The sequence below is a fragment of the Paenilisteria newyorkensis genome (assembly GCF_000766145.1).
Taxonomy (GTDB): Bacteria; Bacillota; Bacilli; order Lactobacillales; family Listeriaceae; genus Listeria_A; species Listeria_A newyorkensis.
The window spans coordinates 148457-169809 of the sequence record NZ_JNFB01000035.1 but is presented as its reverse complement, the minus strand read 5'-3'; the positions used below and the strand labels follow the sequence as shown (position 1 = coordinate 169809).

The 21353-nt window shown below is 43.2% G+C and carries 22 protein-coding genes; 19 read left to right on the top strand and 3 right to left on the bottom strand.

All coding sequences use genetic code 11. From position 1 onward, the window contains the following. Window positions 1-581: 581 nt before the first annotated feature. Entirely contained in the window at window positions 582-1448 is an 867-nt protein-coding gene (locus EP58_RS11505) for a YitT family protein (RefSeq protein ID WP_036093560.1), read from the bottom strand. A 147-nt stretch (window positions 1449-1595) separates the two neighbouring features. On the opposite strand from EP58_RS11505, the gene EP58_RS11500 reads away from it, so the two are divergent. From EP58_RS11500 to EP58_RS11420, 17 genes are all read left to right on the top strand, one after another. Beyond that, the gene (locus tag EP58_RS11500) at window positions 1596-1925 is read left to right on the top strand and encodes a nucleotide pyrophosphohydrolase (protein WP_036093558.1); all 330 of its coding nucleotides are present in this window, start codon (window positions 1596-1598) and stop codon (window positions 1923-1925) included. Beyond that, window positions 1926-2714 (top strand): 4-hydroxy-tetrahydrodipicolinate reductase, encoded by a 789-nt coding sequence (gene dapB / locus EP58_RS11495; RefSeq protein WP_036093555.1) that lies wholly within the window; start codon window positions 1926-1928, stop codon window positions 2712-2714. A gap of 17 nt (window positions 2715-2731) precedes the next feature. After that, complete coding sequence (gene mgsA, locus EP58_RS11490) at window positions 2732-3136, top strand: methylglyoxal synthase (protein ID WP_036078325.1); 405 nt, start codon at window positions 2732-2734, stop codon at window positions 3134-3136. A 12-nt stretch (window positions 3137-3148) separates the two neighbouring features. Continuing rightward, complete coding sequence (locus EP58_RS11485) at window positions 3149-4333, top strand: CCA tRNA nucleotidyltransferase (RefSeq protein WP_036093553.1); 1185 nt, start codon at window positions 3149-3151, stop codon at window positions 4331-4333. Continuing rightward, the gene (locus EP58_RS11480; protein WP_036093551.1) at window positions 4311-5285 is read left to right on the top strand and encodes a biotin--[acetyl-CoA-carboxylase] ligase; all 975 of its coding nucleotides are present in this window, start codon (window positions 4311-4313) and stop codon (window positions 5283-5285) included. Before EP58_RS11485 ends, EP58_RS11480 begins: the two co-directional genes overlap by 23 nt. A 186-nt stretch (window positions 5286-5471) precedes the next feature. After that, window positions 5472-5990 carry a GNAT family N-acetyltransferase gene (locus EP58_RS11475; protein WP_036093549.1) on the top strand — a complete coding sequence of 173 codons (519 nt, stop codon included), beginning with the start codon at window positions 5472-5474 and terminating at the stop codon, window positions 5988-5990. 17 nt (window positions 5991-6007) lie between these two features. Further along, a complete protein-coding gene (locus EP58_RS11470; protein ID WP_036093546.1) occupies window positions 6008-6430 on the top strand; it encodes a thioredoxin family protein in 423 nt (140 codons plus the stop codon). 227 nt (window positions 6431-6657) lie between these two features. Next, complete coding sequence (gene panB, locus EP58_RS11465) at window positions 6658-7491, top strand: 3-methyl-2-oxobutanoate hydroxymethyltransferase (protein WP_036093542.1); 834 nt, start codon at window positions 6658-6660, stop codon at window positions 7489-7491. A 1-nt stretch (window position 7492) separates the two neighbouring features. Then, the gene (gene panC, locus EP58_RS11460; RefSeq protein WP_036093539.1) at window positions 7493-8338 is read left to right on the top strand and encodes a pantoate--beta-alanine ligase; all 846 of its coding nucleotides are present in this window, start codon (window positions 7493-7495) and stop codon (window positions 8336-8338) included. 1 nt (window position 8339) lies between these two features. Then, window positions 8340-8723, top strand: a complete 384-nt coding sequence (gene panD, locus EP58_RS11455) for an aspartate 1-decarboxylase (protein WP_036093538.1) — start codon at window positions 8340-8342, stop codon at window positions 8721-8723. A 60-nt stretch (window positions 8724-8783) separates the two neighbouring features. Then, window positions 8784-11561, top strand: a complete 2778-nt coding sequence (gene dinG / locus EP58_RS11450; protein WP_036093536.1) for an ATP-dependent DNA helicase DinG — start codon at window positions 8784-8786, stop codon at window positions 11559-11561. A gap of 87 nt (window positions 11562-11648) precedes the next feature. After that, window positions 11649-12167 (top strand): cell wall elongation regulator TseB-like domain-containing protein, encoded by a 519-nt coding sequence (locus tag EP58_RS11445; protein ID WP_236637255.1) that lies wholly within the window; start codon window positions 11649-11651, stop codon window positions 12165-12167. A gap of 29 nt (window positions 12168-12196) precedes the next feature. Beyond that, window positions 12197-13381 carry a pyridoxal phosphate-dependent aminotransferase gene (locus tag EP58_RS11440; RefSeq protein WP_036093533.1) on the top strand — a complete coding sequence of 395 codons (1185 nt, stop codon included), beginning with the start codon at window positions 12197-12199 and terminating at the stop codon, window positions 13379-13381. Between the two features lie 11 nt (window positions 13382-13392). Then, window positions 13393-14685 carry an asparagine--tRNA ligase gene (gene asnS / locus EP58_RS11435; RefSeq protein ID WP_036093530.1) on the top strand — a complete coding sequence of 431 codons (1293 nt, stop codon included), beginning with the start codon at window positions 13393-13395 and terminating at the stop codon, window positions 14683-14685. A gap of 189 nt (window positions 14686-14874) precedes the next feature. Continuing rightward, complete coding sequence (locus EP58_RS11430) at window positions 14875-15600, top strand: DnaD domain-containing protein (RefSeq protein WP_036093758.1); 726 nt, start codon at window positions 14875-14877, stop codon at window positions 15598-15600. Window positions 15601-15604: 4 nt separating this feature from the next. Then, a complete protein-coding gene (gene nth, locus EP58_RS11425) occupies window positions 15605-16264 on the top strand; it encodes an endonuclease III (protein ID WP_036093528.1) in 660 nt (219 codons plus the stop codon). Beyond that, entirely contained in the window at window positions 16257-16751 is a 495-nt protein-coding gene (locus EP58_RS11420; RefSeq protein ID WP_036093525.1) for a YpoC family protein, read from the top strand. Before nth ends, EP58_RS11420 begins: the two co-directional genes overlap by 8 nt. 85 nt (window positions 16752-16836) lie before the next feature. Here EP58_RS11420 and EP58_RS11415 read toward each other — a convergent pair whose 3' ends face one another. Both EP58_RS11415 and recU read right to left on the bottom strand, forming a co-directional pair. Next, a complete protein-coding gene (locus tag EP58_RS11415; RefSeq protein WP_077917906.1) occupies window positions 16837-19419 on the bottom strand; it encodes a transglycosylase domain-containing protein in 2583 nt (860 codons plus the stop codon). A 39-nt stretch (window positions 19420-19458) separates the two neighbouring features. After that, window positions 19459-20061 (bottom strand): Holliday junction resolvase RecU, encoded by a 603-nt coding sequence (gene recU / locus EP58_RS11410; RefSeq protein ID WP_036093523.1) that lies wholly within the window; start codon window positions 20059-20061, stop codon window positions 19459-19461. A 330-nt stretch (window positions 20062-20391) separates the two neighbouring features. Between recU and EP58_RS11405 the strand changes: the two genes are divergently transcribed. Then, window positions 20392-20733 (top strand): YppE family protein, encoded by a 342-nt coding sequence (locus EP58_RS11405; RefSeq protein ID WP_373862722.1) that lies wholly within the window; start codon window positions 20392-20394, stop codon window positions 20731-20733. Further along, a complete protein-coding gene (locus EP58_RS11400) occupies window positions 20730-21278 on the top strand; it encodes an SLOG family protein (RefSeq protein WP_036093516.1) in 549 nt (182 codons plus the stop codon). Before EP58_RS11405 ends, EP58_RS11400 begins: the two co-directional genes overlap by 4 nt. The last annotated feature ends 75 nt before the right edge of the window (window positions 21279-21353 follow it).

Sequence of the window (21353 nt, the reverse complement as noted above, 5' to 3'; positions counted from 1 at the left end):
GTCGTGTGCTTTTTTAGAACCTCAATATGCAGTTGAATACAATGAAACTGCCTTCCATTTGCCAGACTCTCGAAAATTTTGTGGCCTCCGTAAAAAAACAAGAGCGGGTTTTCACTGCGAGTCCTAACAAATAAAAGGTTGTCAGTTTCGCTTTGCTCAGCTGCCTATTGATTCACTAAATCAAACCAAACAACGGTTTGATTTAGCAACATAACGGGCCGTTTCAGCTTTGTTGTGGGTCTTAGGAAATGTCCTGTATTTCCTTAGAGCCTCAATATGAGTGTGAGCAAAGTGAGCATTCGTTCCTTGCACTGCTTTATGCTCTGCGCCTCCGGATCCAGCTTCAACGGCCAGACCCTCGAAATTTTCGTGCCCTCCGCAAAAGCCAAGAGCGGGTTTTCACTGCGGCCCCTAACAAATTTTTTCGGGTCTAACGGGCCGTTTCAGCCTTTCGTCGGATCTAGCTTCAACGGCCAACTCCTCGAAAACTTCACGCCCTCCACAAAAAGCAAGAGCGGCTTTTTATTGCGGCCGCTCCAGTTTTTTTCGGAGCTAAACGGGCCGTTTCAGCCTTTCGTTCTTCATATCAACGGCTTCTTATCCTCATCCAACGTAAAACCTTCTCCCATCACGTCATGCACGACGGAAACGGAGACGAAGGCGTGTGGATCAGTCGCGTTCACAATGTTTTTCAGCTGCACAATCTCATTCTTCGCAACGACAATATACAGCACATCTTGATCTTTTTTCGAAAAGCCGCCGCGTCCTTCAAGCACCGTCACGCCTCGATTCATCGCCAGCATCACATGGTCGGCAATTTTATCATTATGGGCGGAAATTATCAAGGCACCCCGGGCGGCATAGGCTCCTTCTTGCATGAAATCAATCACACGAGCGCCAATGAAAACCGCAACGAGTGTATACATCACTTGCCGAACGTCCAAATAAGATAACGAAAGCGTCAACACAACGGCGTCAATCGCAAACAAAGTCCGTCCCATACTCACGCCTTTTTTACGATGTAGCACTTGGGCAATGATGTCGCTACCACCCGTTGTCCCGCCATAACGAAAGACAAAACCAAGCCCAATTCCCGTAAAACCACCCGCAAAAAGCGCCACGAGTAAAAGGTCATCATGCAGATCAAGGCGATACGGCACGCGTTGGAAAACCCATAGAGCTAGCGAAAGGCCCACCGTTCCAATAATGGTATAAATCAGCGCGCGATTTCCAAGAATGCGCCAGCCTATGAAAAACAGCGGAATATTTAAAATAAGGTTGGAATACGCAGGATCAATACCTGTGAAATGTAGTAATAGTAAGGTAATCCCAGTTAATCCACCTTCCCCAAGATCATTCGCGATATTGAAGTTTACAAGTCCGAACCCGTAAATCGTTGTTCCAAGTAAAATAAAGATAATATTTTTAACACGAACATCTTGCCACACAGGCATCACTCCCTTTTTTATTGCTTCCACGTATAAATTCCTTTTTATAGACGTAGCAAGGACTTCTTAGCTATAATGATTATAACAGACGTAAAATGGGTAAATAAAGCCTTACGTTAGTTTACCACAAAAGGAGCGAAACAAAGCATGGCAAAAACGATGCAGCAGTTGCAAGATGAGGTAGGCGCGTTGATTGGCCAGTTCGAAGAGGGATATTTTTCTCCTTTAGCGATGATGGCGCGCGTGACAGAGGAAACAGGAGAGCTTGCTCGCGAGATTAATCATTATTACGGCGAGAAACCGAAGAAAGCCAGCGAACCAGAGAATACAGTAGCCGCGGAGCTCGGAGATGTGTTATTTGTCCTCATTTGTATGGCAAATTCGCTAAATATTAGCTTAGAAGAGGCCCACGATACGGTCATGAAGAAATTCAAGGAACGTGACGCCGATAGATGGACCAAGAAGGAGGACAAATAAATGAAAGTAGCAGTATTAGGTTTTAAAGGTAGAATGGGGCATGAGGTCGTAAAAACGGTCCTCCGTGAAGCAGATTTGGAACTAGTTGCAGTACTTGACCATGCGCCAAAAGAAAAGAACATCAACGAAATTGCGGAATTTTCGGATTTGGACGTACCCGTATTTGATGATTTAGAAAAATTACTGACTAGTGTAACGCTGGACGCCGTTGTTGACTTTACGACGCCGAAAGTTGGCTATTCCAATACAAAATTAGTGTTGACGCATGGTGTGAGTCCAGTTGTTGGTACGACAGGTTTTACACCAGAACAAATTACGGAATTGACAGAACTCGCAGCATCGAAAAAAATTGGCGCGATTATTGCTCCAAATTTTGCGGTGGGGGCGGTGCTGATGATGCAATTTGCGCAAAAAGCGGCGAAATACTTCCCAGATGTGGAGATTATCGAACTGCACCATGATAATAAACTGGATGCGCCAAGCGGTACGGCTGTGAAAACGGCGGAAATGATGGCGGAAGTTCGCGATCCGAAACAACAAGGTGCGGCAAACGAAGAGGAAACGATGAAAGGGGCTCGTGGTGCGGATTATGAAGGGATGCGGATTCATAGTGTTCGCCTACCAGGTTTGATTGCGCACCAACAAGTGCAATTTGGCGCAGAAGGCCAAGGACTCACGATTCGCCACGATTCCTACGATCGCATTTCTTTCATGTCAGGCGTTGCTTTTTCGATTCGCAAAACGGCAGAATTGGACACACTAGTCTACGGTTTAGAAAATTTAATTTGATGAGGAGTGGTTAGTACATGAACATTGCCTTAATCGCACACGATCGTAAAAAAGAATTGATGATAGAGCTCACGTTAGCTTATAAACTCATCTTAGAGCCACACACGTTATTCGCGACAGGAACGACTGGTTTGCGAATTATGGAGGCGACTGGACTTTCGGTACACCGGTTTCAGTCAGGCCCGCTCGGTGGCGATCAGCAAATTGGTTCCCGGATTTCGGAGAACAAAATGGACTTGGTGATTTTCTTACGCGATCCACTCGCAGCGCAACCACACGAACCAGATGTGACCGCGCTCATTCGATTATGTGATGTTTATGAAATTCCACTTGCAACCAATATCGGAACGGCAGAAGTATTATTGCGCGGTTTGCAAGAAGGATTTATGGATTGGCGCGATTTAAGACGCAACGAAGAATAGGAGTTTTAATGGATGAAAGCAATTTTTAAGAAAGCCGTGCCTGTTTTAGCGAAACTAGAACAGGCTGGTTTTGAGGCTTATTTTGTAGGTGGCTCTGTACGAGATACGTTGCTCGGTCGTGAAGTAGCGGACATTGATATTGCAACAAGTGCCTTTCCAGAAGAAGTAAAGCAGATTTTCACGCGGACATTTGATACTGGTATCGAACATGGGACGGTTTCTGTCTTGGAAGCGGGAGAAATATATGAAATTACGACGTTTCGCACAGAGGGAACGTACGCCGATTTCAGACGCCCAGATGAGGTTGTTTTTATTCGTTCGTTGGAGAAGGATTTGGAGCGTCGCGATTTCACGATGAATGCGATAGCGATGGGGCTTGATGGCCGATTCATTGATCCGTTTTGCGGTCAGCAAGATATGAAAAATAAACAGATTCGCGCGGTCGGTCAGCCATGGGAACGATTTCACGAAGATGCACTAAGAATGATGCGCGGTGTTCGTTTTGTAAGTCAGTTAGATTTTTCACTGGAAAAAGATACATATGAGGCGATGCAACAAAATATCGCACTTCTGAAAAACATTGCGGTGGAACGGATTGCCGTCGAATTTGTGAAATTAATGAAGGGTGAAGCGGTCAAAACGGCATTGCCATTAGTAGAGGAACTCGAGATGTTACCGTATTTACCTGGATTTGTAGGCCAAAATGCCGCGATTCAGAGATTAGCGTCTTGGGATTTAGCGGCGGCTCGTGATGACGAAACAATCTGGTTTATCGTTGTCCTCGCTGTGATGCCGGAGAATGTAGGAAACTTTTTGCGCGCTTGGAAATTGCCAAACAAGCTAATCCGTGAGGTCTCAAAAGCGTATGATTTGGCGGATAAACGAGTGTGGAGCGACTACGAATTGTTTGCAACAGGAACGCATACGGTAGCGCTAGTCGAAAAAGCACGATTTATCCAAACGGGCGAAACAGAGTGGACGGCTTTACACGAACGCTTTGACGGATTACCTGTCCAGTCACGAAGCGAGATTCAGGCGAGTGGCGATGACATCATGGCATGGACGGATAAAAAAGGAGGCCCTTGGCTAAAAGATTTGCTAGCGAGGCTCGATCAAGCCATCATTGAAGGAGAAATAAGGAATACACAGTCAGAAATTAAAGGATGGGTGGAACATGTTATCAACGAATCGGCGTAAATTATTGGATGTATTTCGAGCAGCAGAGGGTGGTTTAGTTTCAGGTCAAGAGATTGCCGATGCGCTGAACTGCAGTCGGACAGCCGTATGGAAGCAAATAGAAGAGTTAAAAAAAGCTGGCTTTGAGATTGAGGCAAAACGAGGAAGTGGCTATGCGATTCAACCAGCCGAAGAAATTTTCACAGAAGACATGCTTTATTTTCGCGCCAAAACGAAATTCATCGGGCAACAGGTAGCTTTTTATCCAGAAGTAACATCCACGCAAATCGTTGCGCATCAACTCGTTGGCGAAGGAGCGGTCGATGGAACAGTCGTTATCGCTGACGAACAAACGGCAGGAAAAGGACGCTTAGCAAGACCGTGGAATTCGCAAAAGGGAACAGGAATCTGGATGAGCACGATTCTAAAACCCGAAATCCCGATGCAACAAGTGCCACAGTTTACTTTTATCGCGTCGTTAGCCGTTGCTGAGGCGATTGAGAATATCACAGGTTTAGAGCCACAAATCAAATGGCCGAATGACCTTTATATCGAAAAACGTAAAGTATGCGGTGTTTTAACGGAAATGCAAGCCGAGGCAGAGCAGGTAAACGCGATTATTATTGGGACTGGCATCAACGTGAATCAAGACTTTTTTCCAGAAGAATTGCGTGATAAAGCGACATCCTTAGCTATTTTAGCAGGTCACCCAATTTCCAGAGGCGCGTTATATGGCGAGATTGTCTCTCAGTTGGAAAAATACTATTTGCTATTCCTAGACCAAGGTTTTGCGCCGATTAAACTATTGTGGGAAGCAAGAGCCATTCCTTTTAGTGAAAAAATCGTAGCAAAGACGTTAAGAGGCGAGATTCGTGGAACGGTGAAGGGAATATCAGATGAAGGTGTGCTGATCGTTCAAGATGCTGTGGGAGAAGAACACAAGATTTATTCCGCAGATATTTTGCTCGGTTAGTAAATTCATTTTTTAGGCGAAAATTGGCTGGCAGAAACGAACGGTGTGGCATGAAAAAAGAAGGATAAGGCATGATTTACGCGTATAGATATACAAAATTCGATTTGAAATCCCTTTTTAGCGTTTTTTCTTTTAGAAGATACTCAGGTATACTAAGAAAAATTGCTGAAAAGGAGCGCTGAATAGATGGAGTTTAAATGGTTGGTTCGGGATGAATTATCTCAGTTGAAGGATATTGATCGTAAGGAATTCGTTGGGGAAGTTTACTATGTTCGGAATCAAATGTTGCAATTAGTGAAGGAATACTATGATATCGAAGGCTGGCTCGAGAGTGAGCTCACGATTTATGTGCAACGTTTAGAGTCGCTTTTTGACCGAGATGGCATTATTATTGGAGCATACGAAGAAGGTATCTTGGTTGGGCTTGTGTCCTTGGAAAGCTACCTTATTGACGGTAAGACGATGAAGCTGGACATGTTATACGTCAGCCATGATTATCGCGGAAAAGGGCTTGGTCGGCGGCTTATCGATATTATTTCCCAAGAGGCAACAGAGCTCGGTGCAAAGGAACTATATATATCCGCGACACCAGTTCGTAATACAGTAGACTTCTACTTGAGGCTAGGCGCAGAATTAGCGAATCCACCAGATATCTATTTATTTGAGCTGGAACCGCTAGATATTCATTTGATTTTACCGATATAAAAAAGAGGAGATTTGAAATGATGAAGAAATTATTATTTTTAGGAATGTTAGGCGTGTTTTTAGTGCTTGCTGCATGCGGTAGTGAGAAGACGGAAGATAGTAAGCAATTAGACAAAATAACGTTAGCAGAATTCCAAGCGAAATTGGATAATAAGGAAAGCGGTTTTGTGTATATTGGTAGACCGACCTGTCCAGATTGCCAGGCTTTTCAACCAACGTTGGATAGTGTTTTGAAAGATAAAGAGATGCGTTTGGCTTATTTTGATACAGATGCGGCACGAGAGACGGCTGAGGATGATACAAAAACATTTTTGCAGGACATGAAAGTAAAGACAGTCCCAGTTATTTTCTACTTGAAAGATGGTAAAGAAGTGGCGCGATACGATGGAAATGATGATAAGACCGCGCTAAAAGGTTGGTTTGGAAAATACAGTAAATAGAAAGGGAGGCGTATGTCGCGAAGTATTTCGGTAGGCATGCGCTCTTTTTCTAATACTGTCAATTATAGTCAGTTTAAGAACTTTCGAAACGGCTTGAAATGTGTTACTATAGCAAGGAGGAAAGCAATGATTGGCTGTATCTTCGAGTAAGAACGGCACATGTTTTCTTTGTTTAAAAATATTTTGCTTTGATCCAATTAGGACAGAGACAAAAGGAGCCGATTGAAATGAAAAGACCTGTTGATTTTTTACAAATGAAAGAAGCACAGGAGAAAATAACGATGTTAACTGCTTATGATTATCCGTCAGCAAAGAATGCCGAGAAGGTGGGAGTCGACATGATTCTAGTGGGTGATTCATTGGGAATGGTTGTTCTAGGATATGATTCCACGATTCCAGTGACGATTGCTGATATGATTCATCATACGAAAGCGGTGCGGCGGGGTGCTCCAGATACATTTATTGTTACAGATATGCCGTTTCTAAGTTACCATGGTTCGACAGAGGAAACGATTCGAAATGCCCGGCAAATCATTCAAGAAACGGGTGCAAATGCGCTGAAATTAGAAGGCGCTGGTGATGTGTTCACCAAAATCACGCATCTGAGTGCTGGTGGTGTTGCTGTTGTTGCCCATCTTGGTCTGACGCCGCAAACGGTAGGTTTAACAGGTAGTTACAAGGTGCAAGCGAAAACAAAAGAGGCAGCACAAGGTTTATTGAGGCAAGCAAAAGAAGCAGAGGCAGCGGGTGCTATTGCGCTCGTTTTAGAAGCCATCCCAAGACAACTGGCAAAAGAGGTAACAGCAGCTATTTCGATTCCAACAATTGGTATTGGGGCTGGCGTGGATACGGATGGTCAAGTACTGGTGTATCATGATGTGATTCAATACGGAACGGATCGTGTAGCTAAATTTGTGAAGACGTACGCAGATGTAGATGCCATGATCGATACCGCTTTGACCTCCTATGTTAGCGATGTGAAGTCGGGTAGTTTTCCAGCTTTGGAGCATACCTTTACGATGAGCGAAGAAACGCTTAAGGGTCTATACGGGGGCCAATGATATGAAAATTATACGCGAAATAGAGGCTTTGCAAGCAGCTGTCAGATCTTACAAGAAACAGCAGCAAACGATTGGTTTTGTGCCGACGATGGGTTTTTTACACGAAGGTCATATGGCACTTGTGAAAGCGGCTCATATGGAAAATGATGTTGTAGTTATGAGTATTTTTGTGAATCCAACACAGTTTGGACCAAATGAAGACTTCGAAAGCTATCCCCGTGACGAAGCGCGAGATACGGTACGTGCAGAGCAGAATGGCGTAGATATTTTGTTCATGCCTTCTGTTGAAACGATGTATCCGGAGAGTTTGACGGCAACGATTCATGCGCAGAAACGAGTTTCTGTATTGGATGGAGCGACTCGAGAAGGGCATTTTGATGGGGTTTTGACGGTGTTAGGGAAATTGTTTCATCTTGTTCAACCGGATAACGCTTATTTTGGTCAGAAAGATGCGCAACAAGTAGCTGTAGTACAAGGCTTTGTTGCTGATTATTTTTTCCCGTTGAAGATTTGTGTGGTTCCGACTGTTAGAGAGCAGGATGGGCTAGCAAAAAGTTCACGCAATGTGTATTTGACAGAGCAGGAGCGCAAGGAGGCACCAGTTATTCATGCCGCATTGCGAAAAGCTCGCGAAGAAGTGAAGGGGCAAGATAAGGCGAGCGTGTTGGCAAATATTCGAGCAGCCATAGATCAGAAAAACTCGTATGAAAAAATTGTTTATCTAGATATGTATCAGTATCCTTCGTTTGAACCTGTGGAAGATTGGGAAAAACCTATTATTATTGCGATTTGTGTGCAATATTCGAAAGCTAGATTAATTGATAATGAAATCATAGGAGGTGCATGACATGATGCGTTCCATGATGCATGGTAAGATTCATCGGGCCACTGTAACGGAAGCTAACCTCAATTATGTTGGTAGTATCACGATTGACGAGGCGATACTGGAGGCGGTTGATATGTTGCCAAATGAAAAGGTACAGATTGTAAATAATAATAATGGTGCTCGTTTGGAGACTTATATTATACCTGGAGAGCGAAATAGTGGTATTATTTGTTTGAACGGTGCAGCGGCTAGAATGACGCAGGTTGGCGATACGATTATTATTATGGCTTACGGTATTTTTTCGGAAGAAGAGATAGCGAATCATCAACCTAAAATAGTGGTTCTGAATGAGCTTAATCGTGTTGTACAGACTTTGCCAGAAGAAAAAGCGCGAACAACACTATGAGATGTGGAGGAAGCTAGGTTTTGAATCTAGCTTCCCGATTGGAGTAAAGGGGGGATAATCGTGAAAAATAAAAGATATATCGTCGTCGATTTGGAGACTACGGGAAACCAAGCGAATAAGGCGGATAAAATTATTCAATTTTCGGCGTGTATTGTGGAGGGCGGCAAGATTATAGATCAGTTCTCTACTTTCCTAAATCCGGAGAAGCGGATTCCTCCTTTTATTAAAGAATTGACGGGAATAGCCGACAAAGACGTGAAAGATGCACCATTATTTGAAGATGTGTCATCGATTATCCATTCGCTGATTGATGGCGGTATTTTTGTAGCGCATAATGTGAGTTTTGATTGGACTTTCTTACAAAAAGAGATGCATGAAGCTGGTGAAGTGCCACTCAAAATGAAGCTTCTTGATACGGTGGAATTAGCGCGAATTATGTATCCGACAGTGGATAGTTTTAAATTGCAAGACTTAGCTGATGAGTTTGGACTAGGTCATGATGCTCCCCATCGAGCAGATAGTGATGCGCGCGTTACGGCTGAATTGATGTTGCTTTTTCTAGAGAAATTGGAGACATTACCGCTTGCGACTATTCGTAAACTAACGACGCTTTCGCAACATTTAACCGGATACCTTGCGGAGTTGCTTTTTGAGATAGAGATGCGTAAAGAACGCGAATTGGCAATGCTTGATACAAAATGGACAGAATATAGAGGTCTCGTGATTCGCAATAAAAGCATACAAGAAGTGCAGTATAGTCGGGCGGATACTAGACGGTATCCAAAGACGGATGAGGAGAAAACGGCACTTTTTAAGGAAGCAGATGAAACTTTAATACCTCGAGCTGGTCAATTTGTGATGATGGATACGGTTATGACATCATGGGAAAAAGAAGAAAATGCACTTATGGAAGCAGGAACAGGGATTGGGAAAACTTTAGGTTATTCTTTGCCAGCGATTTATTTTGCGAAGGAACGCCAAATTCCAATCGTGATTAGTACATATACGAACCTTTTGCAATCTCAAATATTCCATAAAGATATTCCGTTACTTTCCGCGCTGACCGATTTCGATATACAGGCAGTTGTGTTAAAGGGGAGAGAGCATTATATCAATTTGTTTAAATTTGAACAATTGCTATCGGAAGTAGATAAAACCTATGATGTTGTCTTGACGAAAATGCAGATTCTTGTATGGTTGACGGAAACGACGACTGGGGATATTGATGAGGTGAATTTATCTGGTGGTGGTCAGCTTTTCTGGAATCGAATGAAGCATACCGGATGGTTTTTGTCTCCTCAAAAAGATCCGTGGTTAGCCCATGATTTTTATTTGTTTAATCAGAGGCAAGCCAAGGCGGCAGACTTAATTATTGTGAACCATGCCTTACTTTTACAGGATCATTTTAGTGGTGGGAAATGGTTGCCAGATTATGAATATGCAGTTATTGATGAGGCGCATCATTTCACAGATGCGGCACGCGCACAACAGAGCTTTGTTTTTTCCTATCGTCGGATGAAATTTTTTATCAATCGCTTGGGAACACTAGGAAAAGAAGCTATGCTACAGCGGTTAGAACTCATGTTTCCGGAACAACATCAGCTTTTTGATATTGAGATTGCTATCATAAAGCTAGAAGAGGCGTTAGAGAACCTATTCTTACTGTTGGCGCAGAAGTTACTAAAGGCAAATAAGAATGCTACGGAGTTAATTCTGGTTGAGAATGTCATCGATGAGAAATTAGATGCAGCCTTGTTTTTCGCAGGTGAAAAGGTACTATTGCTGATGCGTGAAGTGAGTAACACGCTCGACCATGTTTTGGAACATGGTAAGCGAGAGGCTGAGAAATTTAGTGAGGGCGAATCGGTATTTTTAGAAGAAGTTTATTCGTTTGTAATTGATTGGAAACGCGCGGAGAGCCAGCTTTCTCGGATGCTTTACGAGAAGGAAGAGGCGATGATGCTTTATATCGAGGCAGATAAGAATAAGGCGCTTAGTAGTGTACGGCTTAGAGCAGATATTGTGCAGGTGAATCATACGCTACAGAAGGATTTCTTTGATACTAAAAAATCAGTGGTTATGACGTCTGCAACACTCACGGTAGATGATTCGTTTGCTTATATTCGGGCTGAGTTAGGCTTAGACGCTGCTATAGTGACCAAACAGATTAAGTCACCGTTCGATTATGGAGAGAATGCACGAATCCTGATTCCTTCTGATATGTTACCAGTGAAAGGAACACCTGTTGAGGAGTACACGAGCAAGTTAGCAGGTTATCTCAGTGCCATTGCCAAAGAAACATCGGGTCGCATGCTTGTCCTGTTTACTGCCCATGATATGTTACAAAAAACATACCGAAAAATGAATCAGGATTCCTCTATTGCGGAATATCGTATTTTAGCGCAAGGTGTGTCATCGGGTAGCCCAGCACGGTTAACGAAACAATTCCTCGCGTTTGATAAGGCCATTTTACTAGGGACGATGAGTTTTTGGGAAGGGGTTGATATTCCGGGCGATGATTTATCTTGTTTGGTCATTGTGCGTCTGCCGTTTGCTCCGCTTGAGGATCCCTATACGAAAGCTCAAATTGCGTTGCGTAAAAAAATGGGGCTCAATGCATTTCAAACCTATTCGCTACCAGAAGCTGTTCTTCGTTTTAAACAAGGCTTTGGAAGGCTGATCAGGCGGGAAACAGATCGTGGGATTGTGTTCGTTTTTGATAATCGCATGGATACGACTAATTTTGGAAAAGCATTCTTGAACTCGATTCCTGAGGTGCCTATTGTAAAAGGCAAAGAACAGGAATTATTGGAGGAAGTGAAGAAATTTTTTGAATAAGCGTTTTTTCGCTTCAAATATCGTGAGGGTATTGCTATAATAAACCTATGCCTGAAATTGGCGACAACAGCGTAAAAGCTAATAGAAATGAGAGTAGATATGTTGCGAAAAAGTAATCGAAAAAGTTACTGGAAGTGGATTTGGATTAGTATTGCCGCGATTGTCGTTGTAATAGCAGGGTTTTTCATCTTTTTCTACAGCGCCCAGAAGCCGGTTCGCGCAGATGAAGAGACCGCACTTGCACGCATTGATGGCAAGGTAGATTTGAAAGAGCAAGAGAATTTTTATTTGTATAATGGCTCGAATGGTGTCTACTACGTGCTAACAGGAAAGAATAGTAAGAAGAAAGATATCATTGTGTGGGTTCCTAAGAGTAAGAAGGGGACAGTGGTCGTCAAGTACGCAAAAGATGGTATAACAAAAGACGAGGCAATTGCTAAAGTGAAGCAGGAAAAGAATCCAGTTAAGATTCTGAATGTGACGCTTGGTATGGATAAAGGTGTGCCAATTTGGGAAGTGTCCTATTTAGACAAGGATAACAACTTGAATTATTATGATTTGGATTTTGAAACAGGCGAATGGTACCGAGCAATTGAGAATTTATAAAACTTTTTAAAATTTAGGAGGGAACGTGCATGGACCTACCGCTATCGAGACGTGTCCAAGAAATTGCTGCATCGCCAACACTTGCGATTACAGCAAAAGCAAGAGAAATGAAGCAAGCAGGAATCGATGTTATTGGGCTTGGAGCTGGGGAACCGGATTTCAATACACCACAAAATATCATTGATGCTGCTGTGGATTCGATGAACAAAGGATATACCAAGTATACAGCAACAACGGGGATACCAGAATTAAAGCAAGCGATTATCGACAAGTTGCAACAAGATCAGAATTTAGCGTATAAGCCGAATCAGATTTTTGTGGGAACTGGCGCGAAACATGTGCTTTATTGTGCTTTTCAAGCTATTCTGAATCCTGGCGATGAAGTCATTATACCTGTACCTTACTGGGTGACTTATCCGGAGCAAATTAAGCTTGCTGGCGGTGTGCCAATTTTTGTTGAGACTGGTTTTGATGCGGATTTCAAGATTACTGCCGCTGATTTTGAAAAGGCTATAACCTCACAAACGCGTGCGATCGTGCTTAATTCTCCAAACAATCCAACGGGGATGGCTTACTCGAAAGCGGAACTTGTTGCGATTGGCGAAGTTGCGGAGAAACATGGCATTTATATCGTTTCTGATGAAATTTATGAGAAGTTATATTACGGGGACAAAAAGGATCTCGTTTCGATTGCTTCTTTGAGTGACGCGTTATATCAATGGACCATCGTGATTAATGGCGTTTCCAAAGCGTATGCAATGACTGGTTGGCGTATTGGCTATGCAGCTGCGGCAGAATCGATTATTGCGAGTATGGGAAGACTTGCCGATCATATGACGAGTAATCCGACAGCAAACGCTCAGTATGGCGCGGTGGAAGCTTATAATGGGGATCAGGCGGTTTCTGAAAGTATGTATAAGGCGTTTGAGGGACGGATGGAGCGGTTTTATCCAGTGTTGGAATCGATTCCGGGTTTTAGACCGAAGAAGCCAGACGGTGCCTTCTACTTCTTTATTGATGTAGCAGAAGCAGCACGTATGAAGGGCTTTGCAGATGTGGATGCTTTTGCAAAGAGCTTGTTAGATGATGCCTTTGTCGCGGTTGTTCCAGGCTCAGGTTTTGGTATGCCGGATTATATTCGGATATCCTATGCGACAGACCCAGCATTATTTGAACAAGCGCTTAACCGAATGAAAGATTTTATGAAAAATTAGGGAGTGTAAACATGCAAATTACGATTAATCAAGCAGCAAAATATGTAGACAAAGAAGTAAAAATTGGCGGTTGGCTCAGCAATAAACGTTCTAGTGGTAAAATCGCCTTCTTACAATTACGCGATGGAACTGGCTTTATGCAGGGCGTTGTTGTCAAAGAAGAAGTCGGTGAAGAACTGTTTCAAACAGCGAAAGGTATGTCTCAAGAAACGAGTCTTTATGTTACTGGGACGATTCACGAAGATACGCGTTCCCCGTTCGGCTATGAAATGGCTGTGACTGGAATTGAAGTTGTCAGTGAGTCTGTCGATTACCCAATTACGCCGAAAGAACACGGCACAGAATTTTTGATGGATCACCGTCATTTATGGTTGCGTTCGAATCGTCAACACGCGATTATGAAGATTCGTAATGAAATTATTCGTGCGACATATGAATTCTTTAACGAAGAAGGTTTCTTGAAAATTGATCCACCGATTTTGACAGGAAGCGCACCAGAAGGCACAACCGAGCTATTCCATACGAAATATTTTGAAGAGGATGCCTTTTTATCACAAAGCGGTCAGCTGTATATGGAAGCTGCGGCGATGGCATTTGGAAAAGTTTTCTCATTTGGACCGACTTTCCGTGCAGAGAAATCGAAAACGCGCCGTCATTTAATCGAATTTTGGATGATTGAGCCTGAGATGGCATTTTACAAATTGGAAGATAGCTTAAAAGTACAAGAGAATTATGTGGCATTCCTTGTCGCTGCTGTGCTTAAGAACTGTCGCTTAGAATTAGATCGTCTGGGCCGTGACGTCTCGCATTTAGAGAAAATGGTCGCGCCGTTCCCACGAATCACGTATACAGAAGCGATTACGTTACTGAAGAAATTAGGTTTTGAAGATATTGAATGGGGTGACGATTTTGGAGCGCCGCATGAAACAGCGATTGCGGATAATTTTGAGAAGCCAGTTTTCATCACGCATTATCCAAAAGCCATTAAACCGTTTTATATGCCAGAAGATCCGAATAACAGTGAAGTCGTGCTATGTGCTGATTTGATTGCGCCAGAAGGATATGGTGAAATTATCGGTGGATCAGAACGTATTCATGAGTTAGCGATTTTAGAAGCGCGCATGAAAGAGTTTGATCTGGATCTGGAAGCCTATAGCTGGTATTTAGATTTAGCACGCTACGGTTCTGTGCCACATTCTGGCTTTGGACTTGGCCTAGAGCGCACAGTTGCATGGATTTCAGGGACAGAACACGTTCGCGAAACGATTCCATTCCCAAGACTGTTGAATCGTTTGTATCCGTAATAAAAGACGCTTACTTGGAATATAAAAACAGCCAGTACCCACAAAATTCATTTTTGCGGCGTTCTGGCTGTTTTTATATTGCTAAAATCCTACCAAGACAAGTCAAAAACACAAAAACTCTCCCAAAAAGGTTTTTTCATCACGTTTCCCTCGTTTTTCATGGTATAATTTCTAATGAGGTGTTTCATGATGGATAATAAAATAATGCAAAAATGGTTAGCCGCGGGAAATGTGACGTTACCGCAAGTATTAGTCGAGAACTACGCTAAAATCGGCATGAATGAGCAGGAGTTTGTCGTTGTTTTACAGCTGCAGTCCTTTCTTGAAAAAGGAATCTATTTTCCATCGATGGAAGAAATCGCCGGGCGAACAACATTTAGTACGGAACAGGCTTTTCGAATTATTCAGGCGCTCGTTAACAAACAGCTTGTCATGATTACACAAGTGAATGAAGGTGAGCAAGTCTATACGGAGAGCTATGCGCTGGATCCGCTTTGGGAAAAACTGATGCTTTTTTTCGAGAATCTGCATCAAGAGCAAAAAATGATGTCGCGTGAGACAGAGCAAATGAGTTTGTATTCGCAGTTTGAGAAGGAGTTCGGACGTCCGTTATCCCCGATGGAGGCGGAAATGTTGTCTGCTTGGGTGGATCAGGATCATAATAGCCCGGAGTTGATTCGGGAGGCTCTGAGAGAAGCTGTACTCTCGCAAAAATTGAGTTTTCGCTATATGGATCGAATTTTACTCAATTGGAATCGTAAAAACATCAAAACGCCGGAGCAGGCGCGTGTGGCTTCCGCTGCTTTTCATGAGCAAGTGGCAGGTAATACATCGGATAAAAGCAACGTGACGAGGGTAAAGAAAAGTGAGAATTCGATTCCGCTCTATGATTGGCTAGATAAGAGAAAAGGGTGAACATATGCTAACGAACAAGCAAACCGTGATGTGCATCGAGACAATGGCAGACATGTTTCCTGCTGCCCACTGTGAACTCGAGCATAAGAATACATTTGAATTACTGGTCGCTGTGGTACTTTCTGCGCAGTGTACCGATATTTTGGTCAACCGCGTAACTGCATCACTTTTTGAGAAATACCATGGACCTGAGGATTATATCCAAGTCCCGGTGGAAGAGCTGGAAAATGATATACGGTCGATTGGTCTATATCGGAATAAGGCAAAGAATATCCAAGCACTGTCTCGAAAAATTCTGGATGAGTTTGGCGGGCAGGTACCAGAGACGCATGCGGAGTTGGAGAGCTTGCCTGGTGTGGGGCGCAAAACCGCGAACGTTGTGCTCTCCGTGGGTTTTGGAGTTCCAGCGATTGCTGTTGATACACATGTAGAACGCGTTTCTAAACGATTGGGTATTTGCCGGTGGAAAGATTCCGTGGTCGAAGTCGAAAATACATTGATGCGAAAACTGCCAAAAGAAATGTGGTCAGATGCGCATCATGATATGATTTTCTTTGGACGTTATCACTGTAAGGCAAGAACTCCAGAATGCTCTACATGTCCGCTCCTATACCTTTGCCGAGAAGGTAAAAAACAAGCGAAAGCGAGAGGATTTGATGGCTGATTTTCAGTATGCAAAAGAATTGGAACATCCTTTATTTAAAACGCCACATGTTGCGGTCGAAGAAATAGACGAAGCATCGATTTTTGTGACAGGGTTACCGTTTTGGCAGGAGCAACTTTTTTATACGCGCGGGCGGGGAGAGATGCCTTGGCACACGGACCCAGGACAAGCGTGCAGACGCATGGCAAAACAGTGGCGAAATATTGCGCAAGAGTTAGATGCATCTTTTAAATTGCGTGAGGAGCCTGATATGTCGATTATTCGTGACGGATTAGGTATTTACCTTTCCATGCTTTTTTGGAGCAATGAGAGGCCTGTGCAGTTAAATGAGTTGGACAAGCATATCGAGACGTTGGAACTTATTCCGATGAACTTGCAGGAGCGGTTAGCTTTTGTTATGGGAAAGTCAGGTGGATATCCAGCTTTTAAACAGTTGAATGAGTTGGTACAGGAGCAGAGGAAGCTAGCTTTGAAAGGACTGACTTAACAAAGAAATGCATTTCAAATTGGAATGCGTTTTTTTGTTGCATAAAAAAACCACTCTGCAATATGCAGAGTGGTCGCAAGCTATTTTAGTTGGCCGGTGGCGGTGTTGTATTGTTTTGTGTGCCGTCCGTGCCAGTTCCATCCGTTGCAGGTGTATCTTGCTGTGTTTGATCAGGTGGAATGGTAATGGTTGTTGTCGCTGGTGAACCGCGTTTGCCGTCCTTCACTGGTACAACCATAATGACAACGCTCGAGCCTGGTGATCCGCCACTTACCGTGATAGATGTGACACCATAGTTCTGAGTTTGTCCGTTGACACTAACATCGTATGTGACGCCGGGTCCATTGGATGCCCAACTTGCGGAGATTGTTTTATTGGCCGCATTATATGAGCCATTTAAACCTGCTGGTGCTTGTAACGCCGTTCTCTCGGCTTCTTCTGTCGCTTTTCTCTCAGCTTCTTGTTGTTCTTTTTGCTTGTCTGCTTCGGATTTTTCTTTCTCTTTTTCTTCTGCTGCTTTTCTTTCAGCTTCTTTTTCAGCGTCAGTTTTCTCGTCAGTTTTCGTCTCTGTTTTCTTCTCAGCCGCTGATTTGGTTGGAATCGTACCGTCTAAGAATAGTTCATACGAGATATTTCCGCCGCTTGCGCCAGATCCTGCACGTGTGATTGGATTACTTCCAACGATAATCGGAATCTCATTCACATTGCTAGGTTTTTTGAAGTCTGGATTTTTCTCACCGGAAACGAGATGTTCCATGGTTGCTTTAAACATATAGGCTGCAATGCGTGTTTCACTCGGTGATAGGTAGTACTTGTTCGGTTCGTCATAGCCAGTCCAAATCGATACCGTGTAACGAGGGGAGTAGCCGACAAACCATGAATCGGGTGTACCATCACTTGGAATGCCATTTTTGATACGGACGCTTTCATCATAGTTGGTTGTACCTGTTTTCGCGGCAATATTCCAACCAGGGATGTTTGCTCGCGTACCAGTACCTTTTGTGAGAACGTCTTTTAGCATATCGCTAATCATGTAGGCTGTTGATGCTTTCATCGCTACAACAGATTCAGGCTCCATATTCACTTCTGTTTCGCCATCTGAAAGGAGAATCTTGGTAACCGTATGTGGCTTGTTATAGACACCGCCATTACCGAATGCACCATAAGCACCTGCCATCTGGATAGGGGAAGCTTCACCACTACCAATTACCGTTGATTCATAGACTTCTTTATAGTTCAACCCAAGATTGTTCGCAAAATCCCGTGCACGATCGTAGCCTACTTCTTTGGAAGCTTTTACGGCAGGGATGTTACGAGAGGAATAAAGCGCATGACGCATCGAAATTTCTCCTAGATAACCAGAATCATAGTTTCGCAATTCTTGACCACTTGAATATTGATAAGGGGCATCATTGAAAATATGAGCTGTAGACCAGTCTAGGTACTCAATAGCTGGCGCATAACCTAAAATAGGTTTCATGGTAGAACCGGGTTGGCGTTTAATATCGGTTGCACGGTTCAGTCCACGCGATATTTTCTTAGTGCCAGCAGTTTCGCGTCCACCACCAAGGGCTTGTACACGACCGGTTTCCGTATCCATGATAACAACCCCAGCTTGGAATTTCGCGTCTGGGTAGTTAATAACCTCATTCGTATTTAACATTTTTTCCGTATACTTTTGGGCATCTGGATCGAGAGCTGTATAGATTGTTAAACCATCTGTAAACGGATTGTATTTGTCACCAATCTCATCGATAACTTGATCGACATACGTATCATAAGCGTATGTTTTTTGCTTACGTGTCGCTTCATCTACTAATCCGTCTGTAATGGCAACCGATTGAGCAGCTTCCATTTCGGATTTCGAGATTTTATCGTTGTTATACATTAATGTCAAAACGATATCGCGACGTTTTTTCGCTAAATCAGGATTTTCAAATGGATTAAAACGGTTCGGACTTTGAGGCATACCAGCAATTAGGGCTGTTTGTGCTAAATTTAAGTCTTTTAGTTTTTTGCCATAGTAATGTTCGGCGGCTGTTTCCATACCATGGATGCCGTCGGATAGGTATACTTTATTGATGTAAATTTCTAGGAGTTCGTGTTTGCTGTATTTTTGCTCAAGTTGCACTGCCATCCACGCTTCTTGTGCTTTACGATCAAGCGTTTTGTTTGTGTAATCTAGGTAGGACATCTTAATGATTTGCTGTGTCAACGTACTAGCACCTTGGGAACCAAAGCCGCCTGTGATATTGCCGACTGCCGCACTCGCAAGTCGTATCGGGTCCATTCCATTATGCTCGTAAAAGCGGGAATCTTCCGTTGATAGAACTGCGTTTTCTAGCTGTTTTGGGATATCTTTATACTCAATATATTCCCGGCGTTCTTTACCGATTTCTGCATAGACATCTCCATTTTTATCTAAAATCTTAGATGAAAGAGGGTCACGCAATTTGGAATCTGTCAGTTTTGGCGCTTCTTTTGCATACGAATAAAATGCGGTTGCGCCACCAGCAATGCCTGCAAATGCGAGAAAGAGTGCGGTGAAGAATACCACTTTGACAACATTTCCAGTGATACGTTTACCTTTCCCAGTTGGTTTCTTCGTCTCAGGTTGTTTTGCTTGGCTATTGCGGTACTGAGATCTTGTCTGCGGTTTATCTGCCATAGAAAATTTCTCTCCTTTAATGTTGAGGGGTTGACTGATTTAGAAATAATGCTTTCTAATGATGCTTAAATAGTCTAGCCTCGGATTTAGACCATAAGGAATCTGGTCCGCTACGTCTTTTAATTCTTGAAGGGTCACTGATTTTCTCCCACCGTCAAGCATTCGTTGCCAAAATGGCTGGAAATGTTCAAAGGGGATGAGATAGACCTCACCAAGTGTTTGAAAAGCGATGATAACAAAAACGATACCGTCTTGCTTCTGGACGCCTTCCATATGTGTTAACTGATGTTGATGAAAGTTACTAAGAGGAAATGAGCTTGTATTTTTGGTCTCCTTTGCTTCAAAGTCAATATACTTTCCTTGATAAACACCGTTGTAGTCCGTGGTTGATGGTGTTTTGAAGTAGGCTTCCTTTATTTTTGCGCTACTTCTTTTTGGGTAATCAACACCGACGATTTGCACAGGGGTTGGTTTCTTGTGGATGACGGCGAGCCCATGGGTTAAATAGTAGGCGTTTGTGTCATTGAGATCTTGCTCGAGTGACATGCCGCGTTTTCCGTAAGAGACCGTCTTTTTTTGTGCGTTGGAGGCGGTAGGTGTATTGGGCTGATACTTTTTTCCATTTGGATATCGTATGGCCATCTATGATTCACCTCTTTTAAATCGATCGAACGGCAGAACTCGCCATTCTTAATTTGGACTAACACCTATTATAACAAATATAAACGAAAATGATAGGGGAAATCTGCCTATGCGGTTGTTGTGCGTATTTGGAAAATCGCTGAAAACCAAGACAGAACGTACCTTCGCATCGGGTTGTGTGGCTCAGAAAAAAATCAATATTTTTTTAGTTTCAGGGATTTCACTGTGAATTTTAATACGTTACTCATTAGAAAAGTAGGCGTTTGCCATCAAATATGGTATGCTGTTCTCATACTTTTATATAGAAGGAATTGGTTTTTTATGAGTGAAATGAAGGATTTAACGATAGAAATGTTGCGTCATAATGAGGCTATTTGGGAACTTTATCTTTCGAATCGAACTGAACAGCAGGTATTTGATTTTTATAAGGATATGAAGCCGTTTGTGGATGGGGTCAAGGAAACGTGTGATGTTTGGCTAGCGCTCGTGATTCCGTGGGTGAATACGGCGCGTCCGACATACCTTGGAGAGGCCCAGTTGCAACAAGTGGCGGACAATATTCAGATGATTGCGGTCAGTGCGTTTAACGGGAAATCGTTTTATAAGCATTTTAACGATCATTATCAGTCGGTGGAATATACGTTGAAACGCGTATTGGAGAAGGCACCATGAAATCGATTTTTGTGTCGGGCTATAAGAATTTTGAATTAGGCATTTTTAAGCGGGATGCGCCAGAAGCGGGATTTATCAAGGAGGCGATGAAGCGGCGGCTGATTGGGCTGATGGATGATGGCTTGGAATGGGTGATTATTTCGGGGCAAATGGGTGTGGAACTGTGGGCTGGTGAAGTGGTAGCCGAGCTTAAAAAAGAAGAATATGCGTTGAAATTAGCGGTTTTGACGCCGTTTTTGAATCAGGAAAGTAATTGGAATGAGGGCAATCAGTTGTGGTATAATGAGATTGTTGGCACGGCGGACTATGTGGCGGCTGTGACGAAGCGGGAGTATGAGAATCCGCGCCAGTTTCAATTGAAGGACCAGTTCGTGCTGGATCACACGGATGGGACGTTGCTTGTCTATGATACGGAGCGTGAGGGGGCGCCTAAATTCTTCTATGAAAAAGCAAAGGTATACGCGGAGAACGGTGACTATCCGATTTTGTTGATTGATTTTTATGAGTTACAAGAAGTAGTAGAATCGCTCAACGCTGACTTTTAAGTGTCTTTTTTAGGAAATGAAGGATTATAAATTGACAAATGCGCCGAACTTTGAAAAAATGGAGATATGTAACGT